The sequence below is a fragment of the Salmonella sp. 741265050_HSA genome (genome assembly GCF_046569445.1).
Classification (GTDB): domain Bacteria; phylum Pseudomonadota; class Gammaproteobacteria; order Enterobacterales; family Enterobacteriaceae; genus Salmonella; species Salmonella enterica.
Genome location: NZ_JBKFSV010000002.1, coordinates 86,181 through 103,501 on the forward strand (window position 1 = coordinate 86,181; position 17,321 = coordinate 103,501).

Sequence of the window (17,321 nt, forward strand, 5' to 3'; positions counted from 1 at the left end):
GTGGATTCCCCGCTTTTAATTTTCTATTTTGACAGTCTCGTTTAAATAATTCCCAGAATCATCAATTAGCGTCACGGTATAGCTATTTACGACTACCGTTGTGGTGATACTCTGCGATGACCATGGAGCCAGTAATAAGGTTTCTTTATTTACTTTACTTTTTGCTTTAATTTCTGGAATAGTGATCCAGTTTGCGGAATTATTTTTCACGCTAATACTCCCTGGCGCACGAAGCAACTGCAAGCGGGAAAATGTTGCTTTATCGACTTTCTGTACCCCCGGTGGGCGATAGATCAACTTTATCCGGTTTTGTAGCGCAAATTTAATGATATTTTTATCTTTGTTCTCGTCTGAATTTGGTGGAATATCCAATACATTGAGGTAGAAAAGACTTTCACGATCGCCAGGCAAGTTATTAGCGAGCTTCTTTATTTTTAATTGCTGACCTGAATTTGCCGCAACTCTAATTACAGGGGGGGTCATAATAAATGGAACCTGTAATTTTTCTGGCGGCAGGCTGGTATCACCGTTATCAATCCACGCCTGGATGAGTGAACTTCGTTTACCGTCATTCATTAATTGTACGGTAATATCTTTTTTCTGCGCCGGATAAATAATACGTGTACCATATATATAAATGCCGCTCCACGCAGGCATAGCGGCACAAGCCAGGCATAATGCAATCATCCATTTCATGGCCGATAACCTTATAAAAGAGATACAAGCGGCTAAAAGCTTAGCCGCCAAAAAACGATTGTTAATCAGTTAATACCGTCATCGTCAGTACAGATTCAACAGAACCTGGTGTTACAGTATTTTCAACGGCGGCATAGCGGGCAGAAAAGTTCAGGGTATATACACCATTTTCAAACTTACTTGAATTCAGAGTGTAATTCCCCGCCTCATCCGGTTTCACCTGAATACCATCAAGATAAACAGCGAAGCCCGCACCATTATTAGTAGCATTATTTTTGGTGATTTGCATGTTATCCACAAATTGAGAACGGTTAAAACTAATTCGTGGATTAGCTGTATTCGTACATTTTACTTTTAAAATCGCTTCTGGGCTAGTGTATCCTGTATATATATCGCCAGGGTTTAAGTCAGTCAATCTATCAACACCTACCTGGGATAATTCAATAGTCGCGCTATTTGCACCTTCGAAAGTACAGGATGTTCCCACCACTTCTCCGTTGATTTTTAATTCCCCCATATCTTCATCAGCAGCAAAAACCCCAGCGCTCATAAATACAGCAGACAATACAGAAGCAGCAATAAGTGAACGTTTCATAATCTCTTCCTTAATGAAGTAATTTCTATTTGTTAAGAGTTATTAACCCTTGCAAAGAAAATTCTCATAGACAGGAGGTTATCGCAATGTAAACACGATGTTTTGTTGATTTAAAACAATTTACAGATTGCAATATAATTGCAACAAATAATCATTGCTTATCATTATTTTGTAAACTTATTAATTTCCGAAATTTACTGCCCTTAAATATAAACACAACAAATAAAAAAGCCCATATCATTGATATCAATGATATGGGCCTGCGGAATTAATAAGAATTAGTCGTAATGATTAACAATAATCTGTCGGGTGCTATCACCAGGCACCGTGTATAGCTGCGTTGTCACACCTCTCATCGGCGTAGCGGCGGGTGTTTGCAGAGTTGAAACGTGGATAGTGTTGCCGCAACGCTGCTGCAACTGTGCGTTTACCACTTCTGTACTGCACGTTGGCGCGGTCACTTTTCCACTGATGGTTAATGTTGCGGTGTCGGAGGCAAAAACAGGTACGCTTATCCCATAAGCCGAAACTATAATTCCCATCAGCAAATATTTTTTCATAGTGAGCAATTGTTCCTCTGGTGAACGTCAAACAGTATGCAGGCCGTCCTGATGAGCAGTATGAACGTATCGATACCTTAAAACCAATTGAAAAAATAAATCAGTAGGATAGGTATGATCAATTCAAATAATGTTTTTGCCGATTATTTCAGATAAACACCTGTCTGTTTAAGCAGGAATTAACAATGCGGGGGCTATTATTTTATTAATACATTCACTGCATCAATATATATTAATGCAGTGAATGTCATATTCTCTTTGGAATACGTCAGGAGGATTACACCGCGCGGAAGGCGATTTCTCCCGGAATCACTTCACCCTGCCAGTAAAGCTGTGCCGCAACGCGATCGGCCAGTTCGCGATAGATCGCGGTAAATTCGCTCTCCGGACGGCTAACCACCGTCGGCGTACCACGATCGAGATCTTCGCGCAGACTAATATGCAACGGCATCTGACCCAGAAGCTGAGTATGGTATTTTTCCGCCAGCTTCTGCGCGCCGCCCGTGCCGAAGATCGGTTCGTGATGGCCGCAGTTGCTACAAATATGCATACTCATATTTTCCACAATGCCGAGCACCGGCACTTCCACCTTCTCGAACATCACGATACCTTTTTTGGCGTCGATTAGCGCGATATCCTGCGGCGTAGTCACCACCACCGCGCCGGTAACAGGAATGTTCTGCGCCAGCGTTAGCTGAATATCCCCGGTTCCCGGCGGCATATCCAGTACCAGATAATCCAGATCCGGCCACAGCGTCTCCTGTAACATCTGCATCAGCGCCTTACTGGCCATTGGGCCGCGCCATACCATCGCGTTATCGTCAGTCACCAGATAGCCGATCGAGTTGGTCGCCAGGCCGTGAGACATAATCGGCGCCATATGCGTACCGTCTGGCGATGTCGGGCGCTGATCTTCTGCGCCAAGCATGGTTGGGATCGACGGACCGTAAATATCGGCATCGAGAACCCCGACCTTTGCGCCTTCAGCCGCTAACGCCAGCGCCAGGTTTACCGCCGTGGACGATTTACCCACCCCGCCTTTACCGGAGCTCACGGCAATGATGTTTTTCACGCCATTAATGCCAGGCTGATTTTTGACGCGTTTCAGCGTCGCAATGTTGTACGACAGTTTCCAGTCGATCGCTTTTGCGCCCGTAATACGTAACAGATCGGCGCTGCATTGCTCTTTTAAGACCTCAAACGCGCTGTTCCAGACGAACGGCATGACCAGCTCAACGTGCAGCGTATCATCCATCCAGGCGACGTGGTGCAACGCCTTAAGCGTGGTGAGGTTATGCTTCAGGGTTGGGTGCTGAAAATTCGCCAGCGTCCCGGCGACCATCGCTCGCAGGGTATCTGGTGATTTGGCCTGGGATTGTTCGTTCATCCCGACTCCTTTTGTAGTTCTGAAAAGTACGATTGTAACTTTGTAGTTTACTCCAGCGGTAACAATTATTCATTTACGGATAAATGCCCTTATCGATTGGCGCAGTAATTACCATTTTGGTACTATCAAAGCCCTTTTTTACAACAGAAGAAGTAATACCCACTATGACTCAAGTCGCGAAGAAAATTCTGGTAACGTGCGCGCTGCCGTACGCCAACGGCTCTATCCACCTCGGCCATATGCTGGAGCACATCCAGGCTGATGTCTGGGTCCGTTACCAGCGAATGCGCGGCCATGAGGTTAACTTCATCTGTGCCGATGACGCTCATGGCACGCCGATCATGCTGAAAGCGCAGCAGCTTGGTATTACGCCGGAGCAAATGATCGGTGAAATGAGCCAGGAGCACCAGACCGATTTCGCCGGTTTTAATATTAGCTACGACAACTACCACTCAACGCACAGCGACGAGAATCGCGAGCTGTCCGAGCTGATTTATACGCGCCTGAAAGAGAACGGTTTTATTAAGAACCGCACCATCTCTCAACTCTACGATCCGGAAAAAGGCATGTTCCTGCCGGACCGATTTGTGAAAGGCACCTGCCCGAAATGTAAATCCGCGGACCAGTACGGCGATAACTGTGAAGTCTGCGGCGCAACTTACAGCCCGACCGAACTTATCGAGCCGAAATCCGTGGTGTCCGGCGCGACGCCGGTAATGCGTGACTCCGAGCACTTTTTCTTTGACCTACCGTCATTCAGCGAAATGCTGCAGGCGTGGACCCGCAGCGGCGCGCTGCAGGAGCAGGTGGCGAACAAAATGCAGGAGTGGTTTGAATCCGGCCTCCAGCAGTGGGACATTTCCCGCGACGCGCCGTATTTTGGTTTCGAAATCCCGAACGCGCCGGGCAAATATTTCTACGTCTGGCTGGACGCGCCGATTGGCTATATGGGTTCCTTCAAAAATCTGTGCGATAAGCGCGGCGACACAACCAGCTTTGAAGAATACTGGAAGAAAGACTCCGACGCCGAGCTGTACCACTTTATCGGCAAAGACATCGTCTATTTCCACAGCCTGTTCTGGCCGGCCATGCTGGAAGGCAGCCACTTCCGTAAGCCGACCAACCTGTTCGTTCACGGTTACGTGACGGTGAACGGCGCGAAGATGTCTAAGTCTCGCGGCACCTTTATTAAGGCCAGCACCTGGCTGAAACACTTTGACGCCGACAGCCTGCGCTACTACTACACCGCGAAGCTTTCTTCACGCATTGATGACATCGACCTGAACCTGGAAGACTTTGTCCAGCGCGTCAATGCCGATATCGTCAATAAAGTAGTCAACCTGGCCTCGCGTAACGCAGGCTTTATCAATAAGCGTTTCGACGGCGTGCTGGCGGCTGAACTGGCCGATCCGCAATTGTATAAAACCTTTACTGACGCCGCAGCGGTGATTGGCGAAGCATGGGAAAGTCGTGAATTCGGCAAAGCTATCCGTGAGATTATGGCGCTGGCCGACGTCGCTAACCGTTATGTTGACGAGCAAGCGCCGTGGGTGGTGGCTAAACAGGAAGGCCGCGACGCGGACCTGCAGGCCATTTGCTCGATGGGCATCAACCTGTTCCGCGTGCTGATGACGTATCTGAAACCGGTACTGCCGACGCTTTCTGAACGCGTTGAAGCCTTCCTGAACAGCGAACTGAACTGGGATGCCATCGAACAGCCGCTGCTCGGTCACAAGGTCAACACCTTTAAGGCGCTCTACAATCGCATCGACATGAAGCAAGTTGAAGCGCTGGTTGAAGCGTCTAAAGAAGAGGTGAAAGCCGCAGCTGCGCCGGTTACCGGCCCGTTAGCCGACTTCCCGATTCAGGAAACCATCACCTTTGACGATTTCGCCAAAATTGACCTGCGCGTAGCATTGATTGAAAACGCTGAATTCGTAGACGGTTCTGACAAATTGCTGCGCCTGACGCTGGATCTGGGCGGCGAGAAGCGTAACGTCTTCTCCGGCATTCGTTCCGCCTACCCGGACCCGCAGGCGCTGATTGGCCGCCAGACGGTAATGGTCGCCAACCTCGCGCCGCGCAAAATGCGCTTTGGCGTCTCCGAGGGAATGGTGATGGCCGCAGGACCTGGCGGGAAAGATATCTTCCTGTTAAGCCCTGATGAGGGCGCGAAGCCTGGCCAGCAGGTGAAATAAGCAACAAGCCGGAGCATGCTCCGGCTTTTTTAACAGCTTAATCCTGACTGGCATATCGCCCCCTCCGCGCGTTTTAACTTTTTCCTTAATAAGCAATAGCGCTAAGACTCCATATCCGGACTGCTAAATAACGGCTAAAAGTCATATTCTATCCCTCCCTGATACATTGCTATTACTGGGTTAAATTAATTCATTGAAATTATTTTAAAAACCCAATCATTATATAAAATGGAGTTTTAGATGAAAATTTCTGGCAAGTTATTGTCCGCGGCTTTGGCTTCCGTACTGGTGTTCTCTCTTGCTGGCTGTGGCGATAAAGAAGAATCAAAGACCTTTAACGCAAACCTGGCGGGGACAGAAATTTCAATTACTTACACCTATAAAGGTGACAAAATCATTAAGCAGACGTCTGAAAGTAAAATCAGCTATGCCACTGTAGGCGCTAAAACGAAAGAAGATGCCGCCAAAATTCTCGATCCGCTGAGCGCGAAATATAAAAATATCGCCGGAGTAGAAGAAAAATTAACCTATGAAGATACCTATGCCCAGGAAAACGTCTCTGTGGATATGGAAAAAGTGGACTTTAAAGCGTTACAGGGAATCTCTGGGACAATGGTGTCCGGCGATACCAGCAAAGGTATCAGCATGAAACAAACCCAGACGCTGCTGGAAGCTGCTGGTTTTAAAGAAGCGAAATAACTGGCAGGCATAATGTATTGCATCGACTGGTAAAGTCGCTCAGGGCGCTGCTTCGGCAGCGTCTTTTCTTTATGAATTCCGAAAAAAGACAGCCTCGCTGTAAGTCCCCTCGCCAAAGCCTATAATCCCTGAATTCCTGGCCACACCAATACTTAACGACAAGGAATTGTTATGCGGGTTCTACGCCTTATGGCACTGCCCCTATTCGCGCTCTCTCTATCGGTTAGCATAACTGGCTGCGATCAGAAAAACGATACTCCCCAGGGAAAGCAAAATAACATGACAGCGTTTATCAAGAAGATAGCCGCTAACAAAGAGTCAGAGGAAACACAACGCTATGCAGGTAATCTCAACGGTATTGAAATCAAGTTAACCTATTACTACAAAGGGGATATCGTTTTACGTCAATCATCTGAAAATAAAATACTTTATAAAACCCTGAAAGCCAATAATAAAGAAGAAGCACAAAAAATGCTAAGTCAAGTCAGCGAAGCTTATCAGGGTATATCGGGTTTGACTGAGCGAATCGACTATTATGATAGCTATGCTACGGAATATGTGGATATTGATTTTACCCAGGCAAAAATGAGCGACCTCTGTAAATTGCCAGGATCATCAATTGACAACTGTTCCGCGTACTATCTGTCAATGATTCGCTCGCAGAAACTGTTGGAAGAGAGCGGGTATCATAGAATCAATTAGTATAATAATGCGTTTTCCCGGTCAGACAGGACGCTGCCGGGAACAATACCGCAGAATTACTTCGCCGCGTGTTCACGGGCCGCCAGACCGCGCAGAAAATAACGCATAAACTGATCGCCGCATTCGCGGAAGTTCTTATGATCCGGCGCGCGCATCATCGCGGTGATCTCTGGCATTGAGACACGAAACAACTGACCGGTAAGTATCGCCAGGATATCATCTGTTTTTAGCGAAAAGGCAATACGCAGCTTTTTCAGCACAATATTGTTGTTGATACGACGTTCCGCCGTCAATGCAGGCGCCGCCTCATCTTTGCCGCGTTTTTCATAAATGAGGCCATTGAGAAATGAGGACAACACGATATCCGGGCAACGCTGAAACCCCTCTTCCTCTTCTTTGCGCAACCAGATTGCAATCTGCTCCGGCGTAGCATCAACGTTACCCAGCGCCAGGATACGCGCCAGATCGGTATTATTAGCTTTTAAAATGTAGCGCACGCTACGCAGAATATCGTTACTCAGCATGAGGCCTTCGGTCGTTTCTATGGCAAAACGATATTCTAACAGTCTTTTACAGGCCAATCGCCTCTTTTAAACTTTTCAGATAGCGACGGCTTACCGGCACCGTCAGGCCGTTGCGTAAAATCAGCTCTGCCTGCCCATTATCCTCCAGCCGAATTTCCTGCAAATGGGCCATATTCACCAGAAACTGACGATGACAACGCAGTAGCGGCGTCCGGCTTTCCAGCGTACGCAGCGTCAGCTCGGTAACCCCCTCTTTACCTTCACTGCTGGTCACATAAACGCCGCTCATACGGCTACTGACAAAGGCGACATCATCCATTTGCAACAAATAGATCCGGCTGTGTCCGGTACAGGGAATGAATTTAAGCGCCTGCTGGTTTTCCGGCAGCAACGAAACATCCTGTTTACTGCGCTCCTGACGCAGACGATGTAACGTTTTTTCCAGCCGTTTCTCCTCTATCGGCTTGAGCAGATAATCAAAAGCGTGTTCTTCAAAGGCTTTGATGGCGTATTCGTCAAACGCGGTTAAAAAAACGATATACGGGCGGTGTTCCGGGTCAAGCATTCCTACCATCTCCAGTCCACTGATACGCGGCATCTGAATATCCAGAAACAGCACATCAGGTCGCAGCTTATGTACCGCGCCAATCGCTTCTACCGCGTTCGCGCATTCCCCCACAATCTCAATGTCATCCTGCCCCTGGAGCAAAATCCGCAGATTTTCCCGCGCTAACGGCTCATCATCCACAATCAGCACTTTAATCATGCGTCCTCCTCCAGTGGAAGTCGTAATGTAATTCGGGTAAAACAGTCCGGCTCGCAGGCCACGCTAATACCATAATCATCGCCAAAGTGTTCGCGCAGACGTTTATCCACCAGACTCATCCCCAGCCCGCTACTGCCGGCGGAAGGCTGATACAGTCCCGCATTATCTTCAATATCTAACATCAAATGCTGCCCTTCGCGCCGGGCGCGAATAGCGACGTTGCCGGTATCAAGCAGTTGCGACGTGCCATGTTTAATGGCGTTCTCAACAATCGGCTGTAACGTAAACGCAGGCAATTTCTGACGTGAAAGCGTCGATGGAACATCAAGCTGTACCTGCAGACGCGACTGAAAGCGCGCTTTTTCAATTTGCAGATAAGCGTTCACGTGTTCAATTTCATCCGCCAGCGTGACGATTTCCGACGGGCGTTTTAAATTTTTGCGAAAAAAGGTCGACAAGTACTGCACCAGTTGGCTGGCCTGCTCGCTGTCGCGGCGAATCACCGCTTTAATGGTATTGAGCGCGTTAAACAGAAAATGCGGATTCACCTGCGCGTGCAACAGCTTGATCTCTGACTGCGTCAGCAACGCCTTCTGCCGTTCATACTGCCCGGCCAGGATCTGCGCGGATAAAAGCTGCGCAATACCCTCCCCCAGAGTACGGTTAATTGAGCTGAACAGTCGGTTTTTCGCTTCGTACAATTTAATGGTGCCCATGACTCGCTGATTTTCGCCACGCAGCGGGATCACCAGCGTCGAACCGAGTTTACACTGCGGGTGGAGCGAACAACGATACGGCACTTCGTTGCCATCGGCATAAACCACCTCTCCGGTTTCAATTGCTTTCAGCGTATAACCTGATGAAATGGGTTTGCCCGGTAGATGGTGATCGTCGCCAATACCAGTAAAAGCCAGCAGTTTTTCGCGATCGGTGATGGCGACGGCGCCGATATCCAGCTCCTGATATAACACCTGCGCCACCTTCATACTGTTCACTTCGTTAAATCCCTGACGCAGAATCCCCTCCGTTGACGCGGCGACCTTCAGCGCGGTAGCAGAAAATGCCGAAGTATATTTTTCGAACATGGCGCGCTTATCGAGCAAAATACGCATGAACAGCGCGGCGCCAACGGTATTCGTCACCATCATCGGCGCGGCAATATTACTGACCAGATGCAGGGCATCGTCAAACGGCCTGGCTATCAGTAAAATGATCAGCATCTGCACCAGTTCGGCAACACACGTAATTGCTCCCGCCGTCAGCGGGCTAAACACTTTGTCCGGGCGTCCGCGACGTATGAGAACGCTGTGTACCAACCCGCCCAGCAGCCCTTCGACGATGGTGGAAATCATACAGCTCAGCGCCGTCATGCCGCCCATAGAATACCGATGTAACCCACCGGTCAGGCCGACCAGTCCGCCGACAACCGGCCCGCCGAGTAGGCCACCCATCACCGCGCCAATCGCGCGGGTATTGGCAATCGAATCTTCGATATGTAGCCCAAAATAAGTGCCCATAATGCAGAAGATAGAAAACGTGACGTAACACAGAAGCTTGTGCGGCAGACGAACCGTGACCTGCATAAGCGGGATGAACAGGCGCGTTTTACTCATTAGCCACGCAATGACCAGAAACACGCACATCTGCTGAAGCAGCAGCAACACCAGATTAAACTCGTACATACCCGCAAACCACACTTCAATTAAAAGCGCGTAACATACATTGAGTACGATTAACTTTCTTTGAACTGTTGCATAAAAATATGAATTCGTGAATACGATCACTTAAACGCCGCGCCGCAACCCGCTACTTCGCGTTTTAATGCATAAAAAACAGGCAAAACTTCCTGGTTCCTAAAAGAGCGTCTAAAGTTAAACCGGGACCTCGCGAGCAAGGGTGAAACGATGGCGCTTTACACAATTGGTGAAGTGGCTTTGCTTTGTGATATCAATCCTGTCACGTTGCGCGCGTGGCAGAGACGTTATGGACTTTTAAAACCACAGCGAACGGATGGCGGTCATCGTCTGTTTAACGATGCCGATATCGACAGAATCCGCGAAATCAAGCGCTGGATAGATAACGGCGTCCAGGTCAGCAAAGTCAAAGTGCTGCTCAGTAGCGACAGTAGCGAACAACCTAACGGCTGGCGCGAACAGCAGGAGATCCTGCTGCACTACCTGCAAAGCAGTAATCTGCACAGTTTACGGTTATGGGTCAAAGAACGCGGTCAGGATTATCCAGCCCAAACATTGACCACTAACCTGTTCGTCCCGCTGCGGCGACGATTACAGTGCCAACAACCCGCCCTTCAGGCGCTGCTCGGCATTCTTGACGGTATCCTGATCAACTATATTGCGCTCTGCCTGGCGTCTGCGCGTAAGAAACAGGGAAAAGATGCGTTGGTGATCGGCTGGAATATCCATGATACCACCCGCCTGTGGCTGGAAGGTTGGGTCGCCAGCCAACAGGGATGGCGAATCGACGTGTTGGCGCATTCGCTTAGCCAGTTCCGCCCGGAACTGTTTGACGGCAAGACGTTACTGGTATGGTGCGGAGAAAACCAGACGCTGGCGCAGCAGCAGCAACTCCTGGCATGGCGCGCCCAGGGACGCGACATTCATCCCCTTGGCGTTTAAACAGCAGCTAACAAATTCGCTTTAATGTATACTCCTTTTATTAACATAAGGAGTACATAATGCGCGTAGCGAAAATCGGGGTGATCGCCCTTTTCCTGCTGATGGCTATTGGCGGTATCGGCGGCGTGATGCTGGCAGGTTACAGTTTTATTTTGCGTGCCGGGTAAGCGCGCGCGTCAGCCTTTCAAACAGGCGATCGATAATGATCGCCGCCAGCGCCACCAGCAGCGCCCCCTGGATAACATAGGCCGTATTAAAGCCGCTAAGCCCGATAATGATCGGCGTGCCTAACGTACTGGCCCCCACCGTTGAAGCGATGGTCGCCGTACCAATATTGATAATCACCGAGGTTCGGATGCCCGCCAGAATCACCGGCGCGGCCAGCGGCAGCTCAACCTGATACAACTGTTGGCGACGGCTCATTCCCATACCGCTGGCAACGCTCATCACGCTGGCAGGCACCGCGCCCAGCCCGGCCAGGGTCGCCTGCAGGATGGGCAACACCCCATACAGGATCAAGGCGATAATGGCCGGTTGCTGACCAAAACCCATGACGGGTACCGCGATCGCCAGTACCGCGACCGGCGGAAAGGTCTGCCCGACGGCGGCGATAGTCTCCACCAGGGGACGAAACTCTTTCCCACTTTCTCGCGTGACCGCAATCCCTGCGCCGACGCCCACCACGACGGCAAACAAACTTGAGATGCCCACCAACCAGAAATGGGCGAGCGCGAGGGCGGCAAAACTCTCCTGTTGGTATACCGGGCGCGGTAAATCGGGAAACAGCGCGGCGAAGAACGGCTGGCTATAAGGCAATCCAAACAGCAGAAGCAAGAACAGAACAATAAGCCAGAGAAGCGGATCACACAGTCGTTTCACGAGGGGACGTCTCCGAAAGCAGATCGCGGAAATGGAGCGTACCGCAGGGCTCGCCTTGCTGATTCGCCACCGGCAGGACGTCGCACCGACGGGCGACAAACATCGATAGTGCATCGCGTAGCGTCATCTCTTCCACCAGCGCGTCGCCGCTGAGCTGTTCATGCCGGCGTACATAATCGCCTACGCTACGTAACGAAAGCAGCCTTACGCCCAGCTCGCTGCGGCCAAAAAACGCCTGCACGAAATCATTTTCCGGCGAGGTCAGCATAGAAAGCGGCGATCCCTGTTGGATAACGTGGCCCCCGTCCATCAGCACCAGATGGTCGGCGAGGCGTAGCGCCTCGTCGATGTCGTGCGTCACCAGTACGATGGTGCGCCCCAGCAGCTGATGAATGCGGGTCATCTCCTGCTGCAATGCGCCGCGCGTTACCGGATCAAGCGCGCCGAAAGGCTCGTCCATCAGCAATACCTGCGGATCGGCAGCCAGCGCCCGCGCAACGCCGACCCGCTGCTGTTGCCCGCCGGAAAGCTGATGCGGATAACGATCGCGCAGCGCGCTTTCCAGACCCAATAATGCCATCAGTTCATCAATACGATCGTTAATCCGCGCACGCGACCACTTTTGTAGTTGCGGTACGGTGGCGATATTTTGCGCCACCGTCCAGTGGGGAAAAAGACCGATAGACTGAATGGCATAGCCCATGCGACGGCGCAGTTCAAGCACCGGCAGGCTGCGGATCTCTTCCCCGGCAAAACGGATCGTTCCGCTATCATGCTCTACCAGCCGGTTAATCATCTTCAGAGTGGTCGATTTTCCCGAACCGGAGGTGCCAATTAACACCGAAAAGCTGCCTTCGCTAAAGTGCAAATTGAGGTCGCTAACAGCCTGTTGATCGCCGAAGGTTTTACTGACATGGTTAAATTCAATCATCGGTTGCTCCCTTCAAAAACGCGATCCATAAATCAAACAGCGCGTCGATCACTACCGCCAGCGCAATCACCGGAATGACGCCCAACAGGACTAAATCAATGGCGCTGCTCAATAGCCCCTGAAACACCAGCGCGCCGAAACCTCCCGCGCCAATCAGCGCGGCGACGACGGCCATTCCCACTGTCTGAACCATTACTACCCGCAGGCTACGTAAAAAGACCGGCAGCGCCAGCGGCAGTTGCACATGCCTGAAGCGCTGGCCGCTACTCATTCCCATTGCTCTTGCGCTCTCCAGCACATCGCGCGGCACCTGATTGAGCCCGGCGACCACGCCGCGCACCAGCGGCAATAACGCATAGAGCACCAGCGCTATCAGTGCAGGCGTCATGCCGGTTCCCGCGACGCCGAATGCGGCAAGCCACGGAAACTGTTTCACCAGCCCGGCCAACGGCGCAATCAGCAGGCCAAACAGCGCGACGGAAGGGATAGTCTGGATCACATTCAGCACGGTAAACACCGGCCCCTGGCGTGAGGCGGAAAAATAACACCAGACGCCCAACGGTAGTCCGATCGCCAGCGCCGGCAGCACCGTGCCCGCCAGTAACATCAAATGTTGCACCAGCGCGGCATCGAAAACATCCTGGCGGTTGGTATACTCTTTCAGAAGCGAGAGGTTGTCGAACGTGCCTGAAAACAGCAGCGCCAGCGGGACAATGACAATTTGCGCGTGCAGCAACCAGCGCCACAGCGGCCCAACGGTAATACGGCGGATCGCATCGCTACAGGCCAGCAGCATCAGACCGAGGCCCAGCCACAATCCACTTCCCAGACTGGTACGCGCCAGCGGGCTGCCCTCCTGCGCCAACTGGGTCGCCGCCCTGCCGACTCCCCACAGCATGACAATAAAAAGCGTCTGCGCCATCATCAGCGTCAGTACGCTACCGCGTTTACCGGGTACAAAGCACAACGTAAACAGCGCGCATCCCGCGCCAGTCAGCATCCAGATGGTCGCCGGCCAGATCTCCCATAACTGGCGCCCCTCGCCGCTCACCAGACGATTCGGGGCGTAATTAATGAAAGGCAGCGCGACAGCAAGCAGGGTCAGAACAACCAACAGCAACAGCACACGATTAACCGTGATTTTTTTGGCAGCATCACTCACAGATTACTTCACCCACCCTTTTTGTCGGAGGTAATCTGCGGCGACTTTTTTCGCATCCAGCCCTTCTACGGCGATTCTGGCGTTCAACTGTTGCAGCGTTTTCTCATCAAGGCTGGCGAAAACGGGTTGCAGCCAGTCGGCTATCTGCGGATAGGCCTGTAACACCGATTCACGTACTACCGGCGCGGGGGCATAGATAGGCTGGACGCCTTTCGGGTCGCTCAGGGTTTGCAGACCCAGCGCGGCGACCGGGCCGTCGGTGCCATACGCCATCGCGGCGTTAACGCCGGATGTTTGTTGCGCGGCGGCTTTGATCGTGACCGCCGTATCGCCGCCCGCCAGCGACAAGAGCTGGTTCTGATTCAAGGTAAAATCATAGGCTTTTTCAAATGCCGGCAGAGCATCCGCCCGTTCGATAAATTCCGCAGACGCCGCCAGTTTAAAAGTGCCGCCCTCTTTCAGATAACGGCTGAGATCGGCAAGCGAGGAGAGTTTATTTTTTTCCGCGATGTCCTGGCGTACCGCGATGGTCCAGGTGTTGTTGGCCGGCGCAGGCGTCAACCAGACCAGCTTATTCTGCTCCGCATCCAGTTTTTTGACTTTCTCAAAGCCTTGCTTTGCATTTTTCCATGCCGGATCGTTTTCATCTTTAAAAAAGAACGCCCCGTTACCGGTGTATTCCGGATAGATATCCAGCTCTCCGGCGGTAATCGCGCCACGAACGACTGGCGTCGTCCCGAGCTGAATTTTATTGACCGTTTTAACGCCGTGGCTTTCCAGTACCTGCAAAATCATGTTGCCGAGCAGTGCGCCTTCGGTATCAATCTTTGACCCGACCGTCACGGGCGATGCCGCCTGTAGAGGTAAACTCACCGTCGCCAGCAACGCCAGCGAACTTACCCATAGCTTTGAGATCGTCATGATGCTTTCCTCATCCTTTTACGGCCTTTTTCAGAGACTTGAGAAAAAAGCATAGTTGAAAAGTCTGCGTTTAACCTGGGATTTTCCGGCAGTTTAAGTGACGTGGCAGGCAATAAAAGGGGGGACAGGAAAAGTCATTGCCAGACAGGGCGCTGCTATCGCGCCCTGTTGACGGCAGGCTTACAGTAGCTCGAACGATCCTTGTTTAACGCGAGCGGAATCCACGCCGATAAAGACGTTGAACTTGCCGGGTTCCGCGTCATATTTCATCTGCTGATTCCAGAACTTCAGCGCCTCGATATCAATCGGGAAACTCACGGTTTTACTTTCGCCGGGCTTGAGGGTGATTTTTTCAAAGCCTTTTAATTGCTTCACCGGGCGGCTCATTGACGCCGTGACATCCTGTAAGTACATCTGGATGACCGTAGCCCCTTCGCGTTTACCGGTGTTCGTGACCTCTACGCTGGCCGTGACTTTGCCGTCGCGTTGCATTGTCGGTGAGGAGAGCGTGACGTCAGACACCGTAAATGTGGTGTAGCTCAGACCGTAACCAAACGGATAGAGCGGGCCATTCGCTTCGTCAAAATAACGTGAGGTGTATTTGTTTGGCTTTTCAGGATTATACGGGCGTCCCGTATTGAGATGGCTGTAATAGACCGGAATTTGTCCCACCGAACGCGGGAAGGAGATCGGCAGTTTCCCTGACGGGTTGTAATCGCCAAACAGCACATCGGCAATGGCGTTGCCGCCTTCCGTCCCGGCAAACCAGGTCTCCAGAATCGCATCGGCCTGTTGATCTTCTTTTACCAGCGCCAGCGGTCTGCCGTTCATTAATACCAGTACCAGCGGCTTACCGGTGGCTTTCAGAGCGGTGATTAAGTCGCGCTGACTCTGCGGAATGGTGATATTGGTACGGCTGGAGGCTTCATGCGCCATCCCCTGCGACTCGCCTACCACCGCGACCACCACATCGGCCTGTTTCGCCGCCTGCACCGCCTCATCAATCATCGCCTGCGGTGAGCGCGGATCGATTTTCACCGCCTCTTCATACAGGTTTAAGAAATCGACGATGTCTTTATCGTTAGTGATATTCGCCCCTTTGGCATAGAGGATCTTCGCCCCGTCGCCGACGGCATTTTGAATACCCGCCAGCACCGTCACCGACTGATTCGCGACCCCAGCAGCAGACCAGCTTCCCATTACATCACGTTGACTGTCGGCCAGCGGCCCAACAACAGCAATGGTGCCCGATTTTTTCAACGGCAGCGTTTCCAGCCGGTTTTTCAGCAGTACCACACTTTCCCGCGCCACTTCCCGCGCCTCTTTACGATGCAGGCGGCTTTCGGCATTGGTGTCCACCGGGTCGCTCTCTTTCGGTCCCAGATGGCTATAGGGGTCGTTAAACAATCCCATGTCATATTTTACGTTGAGCACATGGCGCGTCGCGTCGTCCAGTTCCGCCATCGTCACTTTGCCCGACTTAATCAGACCCGGCAGATATTTGCTGTAATACTCATCCGCCATGCTCATATCCACCCCTGCCTTTAGCGCCACACGCACCGCATCTTCCGGGTCGGCCGCGGTACCGTGTTTAATCAGTTCTTTAATAGCGCCGTGGTCGGAAACGGTAATTCCCTTAAAGCCCCACTCATCGCGCAGGACATCTTTCAATAGCCAGGAATCTGACGTCGCAGGCGTACCGTTCAGCGAGTTCAGCGCCACCATCACCGCACCGCTCCCCGCATCCAGCCCCGCTTTGTATGGCGGCATGTAGTCATTAAACAGACGCTGGGAACTCATATCCACGGTGTTGTATTCTTTACCGCCTTCAACGGCGCCATAGGCGGCAAAATGTTTCACGCTGGTCATCACCGAGTAGCGATCCGCCGGACTTTTGCCCTGCATCGCTTTCACCATTGTTTCGCCCATGATGGAGGTTAAATATGTATCTTCGCCAAAGCCTTCGGAGGCGCGTCCCCAACGCGGATCCCGGGAGACATCCACCATCGGCGCCCAGGTCATATTCAGACCGTCGTCCGCCGCTTCATACGCCGATACGCGTCCTACGGTTCTTACCGCATCCAGATTAAAAGAAGAAGCCAGACCGAGGCTTATCGGGAAGACGGTTCGCTGGCCGTGTACCACGTCATAGGCAAAAAAGAGAGGAATTTTCAGGCGGCTCAATGCCATCACCTGATCCTGCATTTGACGGATATCCTGGCGGGTGACGGTATTGAAAATCGCCCCTACCTGCCCGTCTTTGATCATCTCGCGAATCGCTTCTTTCGGGTTATCAGGGCCGACGCTAATCAGACGTAACTGACCAATTTTTTCATCGACAGTCATTTTCTTGAGTAAATCCGTGACGAACGCGTCGCGCGCTTCGGGCGTCAGCGGGTGATTGCCAAACAGGTTTTCCGCCAATGCTGGCTGCATCGCCAGACTCACAGCAACACCTACTGAACATAACCATTTCATGTTGAGTCTCTCTTTATCTTTATCCCGACGAGGCGGTAAAAACAGAATAAAAACCGCAGTTTGCCATAAGCCTAAACGCGAGAGGAGAAGAAAGCGAAGGTTATTCTCCTAATTTTCCGCACAGTCGAATACGCAACCGCCAGCAAATGGTATCAAGGCGGCAAATGAATACCACCAACACAGAGAC

General features: G+C 51.6%; 17 protein-coding genes. 5 read left to right on the plus strand and 12 right to left on the minus strand.

The genetic code is table 11. From position 1 onward, the window contains the following. Positions 1-15 precede the first annotated feature (15 nt). The 4 genes from ACLD4F_RS06080 to apbC form a co-directional block, all read right to left on the minus strand. Positions 16-696, minus strand: a complete 681-nt coding sequence (locus ACLD4F_RS06080; RefSeq protein WP_000871808.1) for a fimbrial assembly chaperone — start codon at positions 694-696, stop codon at positions 16-18. Between the two features lie 61 nt (positions 697-757). Further along, positions 758-1,291 (minus strand): fimbrial protein YehD, encoded by a 534-nt coding sequence (gene yehD / locus ACLD4F_RS06085; RefSeq protein ID WP_076935418.1) that lies wholly within the window; start codon positions 1,289-1,291, stop codon positions 758-760. A gap of 278 nt (positions 1,292-1,569) precedes the next feature. Next, entirely contained in the window at positions 1,570-1,851 is a 282-nt protein-coding gene (locus ACLD4F_RS06090) for a DUF2574 family protein (protein WP_000760403.1), read from the minus strand. Positions 1,852-2,128: 277 nt separating this feature from the next. Beyond that, positions 2,129-3,238: an iron-sulfur cluster carrier protein ApbC gene (gene apbC, locus ACLD4F_RS06095; protein WP_001005424.1), complete on the minus strand. Its 1,110-nt coding sequence runs from the start codon at positions 3,236-3,238 to the stop codon at positions 2,129-2,131. 164 nt (positions 3,239-3,402) lie between these two features. On the opposite strand from apbC, the gene metG reads away from it, so the two are divergent. From metG to ACLD4F_RS06110, 3 genes are all read left to right on the plus strand, one after another. Beyond that, positions 3,403-5,436: a methionine--tRNA ligase gene (gene metG, locus ACLD4F_RS06100; protein WP_411010729.1), complete on the plus strand. Its 2,034-nt coding sequence runs from the start codon at positions 3,403-3,405 to the stop codon at positions 5,434-5,436. Positions 5,437-5,676: 240 nt separating this feature from the next. Continuing rightward, complete coding sequence (locus ACLD4F_RS06105; RefSeq protein ID WP_000703136.1) at positions 5,677-6,135, plus strand: YehR family lipoprotein; 459 nt, start codon at positions 5,677-5,679, stop codon at positions 6,133-6,135. 171 nt (positions 6,136-6,306) lie between these two features. Next, positions 6,307-6,837: a YehR family lipoprotein gene (locus ACLD4F_RS06110; protein WP_411010730.1), complete on the plus strand. Its 531-nt coding sequence runs from the start codon at positions 6,307-6,309 to the stop codon at positions 6,835-6,837. A 56-nt stretch (positions 6,838-6,893) separates the two neighbouring features. On the opposite strand, the gene ACLD4F_RS06115 is transcribed toward ACLD4F_RS06110, so the two are convergent. The 3 genes from ACLD4F_RS06115 to ACLD4F_RS06125 are packed head-to-tail and all read right to left on the minus strand — an operon-like array spanning position 6,894 to position 9,809. Continuing rightward, on the minus strand, positions 6,894-7,361 hold the full coding sequence (locus ACLD4F_RS06115) for a DUF1456 family protein (RefSeq protein ID WP_000950413.1): 468 nt from the start codon (positions 7,359-7,361) through the stop codon (positions 6,894-6,896). 46 nt (positions 7,362-7,407) lie between these two features. Next, a complete protein-coding gene (gene btsR, locus ACLD4F_RS06120; RefSeq protein WP_058678352.1) occupies positions 7,408-8,127 on the minus strand; it encodes a two-component system response regulator BtsR in 720 nt (239 codons plus the stop codon). Beyond that, a complete protein-coding gene (locus tag ACLD4F_RS06125) occupies positions 8,124-9,809 on the minus strand; it encodes a sensor histidine kinase (protein ID WP_000272850.1) in 1,686 nt (561 codons plus the stop codon). Before ACLD4F_RS06125 ends, btsR begins: the two co-directional genes overlap by 4 nt. Before the next feature lie 222 nt (positions 9,810-10,031). Here ACLD4F_RS06125 and mlrA point away from each other — a divergent pair, with 222 nt between their 5' ends. Beyond that, on the plus strand, positions 10,032-10,763 hold the full coding sequence (mlrA, locus tag ACLD4F_RS06130; protein WP_001240418.1) for an HTH-type transcriptional regulator MlrA: 732 nt from the start codon (positions 10,032-10,034) through the stop codon (positions 10,761-10,763). A 59-nt stretch (positions 10,764-10,822) separates the two neighbouring features. After that, positions 10,823-10,930: a protein YohO gene (locus ACLD4F_RS06135; RefSeq protein ID WP_001261696.1), complete on the plus strand. Its 108-nt coding sequence runs from the start codon at positions 10,823-10,825 to the stop codon at positions 10,928-10,930. Here the strand turns inward: ACLD4F_RS06135 and ACLD4F_RS06140 are convergent. The 5 genes from ACLD4F_RS06140 to bglX all read right to left on the minus strand — a co-directional run bounded on the left by ACLD4F_RS06140 (position 10,911) and on the right by bglX (position 17,134). Further along, positions 10,911-11,642, minus strand: a complete 732-nt coding sequence (locus ACLD4F_RS06140) for an ABC transporter permease (RefSeq protein WP_000824854.1) — start codon at positions 11,640-11,642, stop codon at positions 10,911-10,913. The two genes, ACLD4F_RS06135 and ACLD4F_RS06140, sit on opposite strands and share 20 nt — an antisense overlap. After that, positions 11,626-12,573 carry an ABC transporter ATP-binding protein gene (locus tag ACLD4F_RS06145; RefSeq protein WP_000569166.1) on the minus strand — a complete coding sequence of 316 codons (948 nt, stop codon included), beginning with the start codon at positions 12,571-12,573 and terminating at the stop codon, positions 11,626-11,628. The genes ACLD4F_RS06140 and ACLD4F_RS06145 overlap by 17 nt, the downstream gene beginning before the upstream one ends. Further along, complete coding sequence (locus tag ACLD4F_RS06150; RefSeq protein WP_023196787.1) at positions 12,566-13,735, minus strand: ABC transporter permease; 1,170 nt, start codon at positions 13,733-13,735, stop codon at positions 12,566-12,568. Before ACLD4F_RS06150 ends, ACLD4F_RS06145 begins: the two co-directional genes overlap by 8 nt. 3 nt (positions 13,736-13,738) lie before the next feature. Then, complete coding sequence (locus ACLD4F_RS06155; protein WP_000155876.1) at positions 13,739-14,656, minus strand: ABC transporter substrate-binding protein; 918 nt, start codon at positions 14,654-14,656, stop codon at positions 13,739-13,741. Between the two features lie 180 nt (positions 14,657-14,836). Beyond that, positions 14,837-17,134, minus strand: a complete 2,298-nt coding sequence (gene bglX, locus ACLD4F_RS06160) for a beta-glucosidase BglX (RefSeq protein ID WP_000871555.1) — start codon at positions 17,132-17,134, stop codon at positions 14,837-14,839. Positions 17,135-17,321 lie beyond the last annotated feature (187 nt).

Excerpts from the sequence above, each read along its gene's own strand:
- ACLD4F_RS06125 (WP_000272850.1), bottom strand. The coding sequence starts at position 9,809 with ATGTACGAGTTTAATCTGGTGTTGCTGCTGCTTCAGCAGATGTGCGTG.
- ACLD4F_RS06135 (WP_001261696.1), top strand. The coding sequence starts at position 10,823 with ATGCGCGTAGCGAAAATCGGGGTGATCGCCCTTTTCCTGCTGATGGCT.
- ACLD4F_RS06115 (WP_000950413.1), bottom strand. The coding sequence starts at position 7,361 with ATGCTGAGTAACGATATTCTGCGTAGCGTGCGCTACATTTTAAAAGCT.
- ACLD4F_RS06110 (WP_411010730.1), top strand. The coding sequence starts at position 6,307 with ATGCGGGTTCTACGCCTTATGGCACTGCCCCTATTCGCGCTCTCTCTA.
- apbC (WP_001005424.1), bottom strand. The coding sequence starts at position 3,238 with ATGAACGAACAATCCCAGGCCAAATCACCAGATACCCTGCGAGCGATG.
- ACLD4F_RS06155 (WP_000155876.1), bottom strand. The coding sequence starts at position 14,656 with ATGACGATCTCAAAGCTATGGGTAAGTTCGCTGGCGTTGCTGGCGACG.
- ACLD4F_RS06105 (WP_000703136.1), top strand. The coding sequence starts at position 5,677 with ATGAAAATTTCTGGCAAGTTATTGTCCGCGGCTTTGGCTTCCGTACTG.
- ACLD4F_RS06090 (WP_000760403.1), bottom strand. The coding sequence starts at position 1,851 with ATGAAAAAATATTTGCTGATGGGAATTATAGTTTCGGCTTATGGGATA.
- ACLD4F_RS06145 (WP_000569166.1), bottom strand. The coding sequence starts at position 12,573 with ATGATTGAATTTAACCATGTCAGTAAAACCTTCGGCGATCAACAGGCT.
- ACLD4F_RS06080 (WP_000871808.1), bottom strand. The coding sequence starts at position 696 with ATGAAATGGATGATTGCATTATGCCTGGCTTGTGCCGCTATGCCTGCG.
- btsR (WP_058678352.1), bottom strand. The coding sequence starts at position 8,127 with ATGATTAAAGTGCTGATTGTGGATGATGAGCCGTTAGCGCGGGAAAAT.
- mlrA (WP_001240418.1), top strand. The coding sequence starts at position 10,032 with ATGGCGCTTTACACAATTGGTGAAGTGGCTTTGCTTTGTGATATCAAT.
- yehD (WP_076935418.1), bottom strand. The coding sequence starts at position 1,291 with ATGAAACGTTCACTTATTGCTGCTTCTGTATTGTCTGCTGTATTTATG.
- metG (WP_411010729.1), top strand. The coding sequence starts at position 3,403 with ATGACTCAAGTCGCGAAGAAAATTCTGGTAACGTGCGCGCTGCCGTAC.
- bglX (WP_000871555.1), bottom strand. The coding sequence starts at position 17,134 with ATGAAATGGTTATGTTCAGTAGGTGTTGCTGTGAGTCTGGCGATGCAG.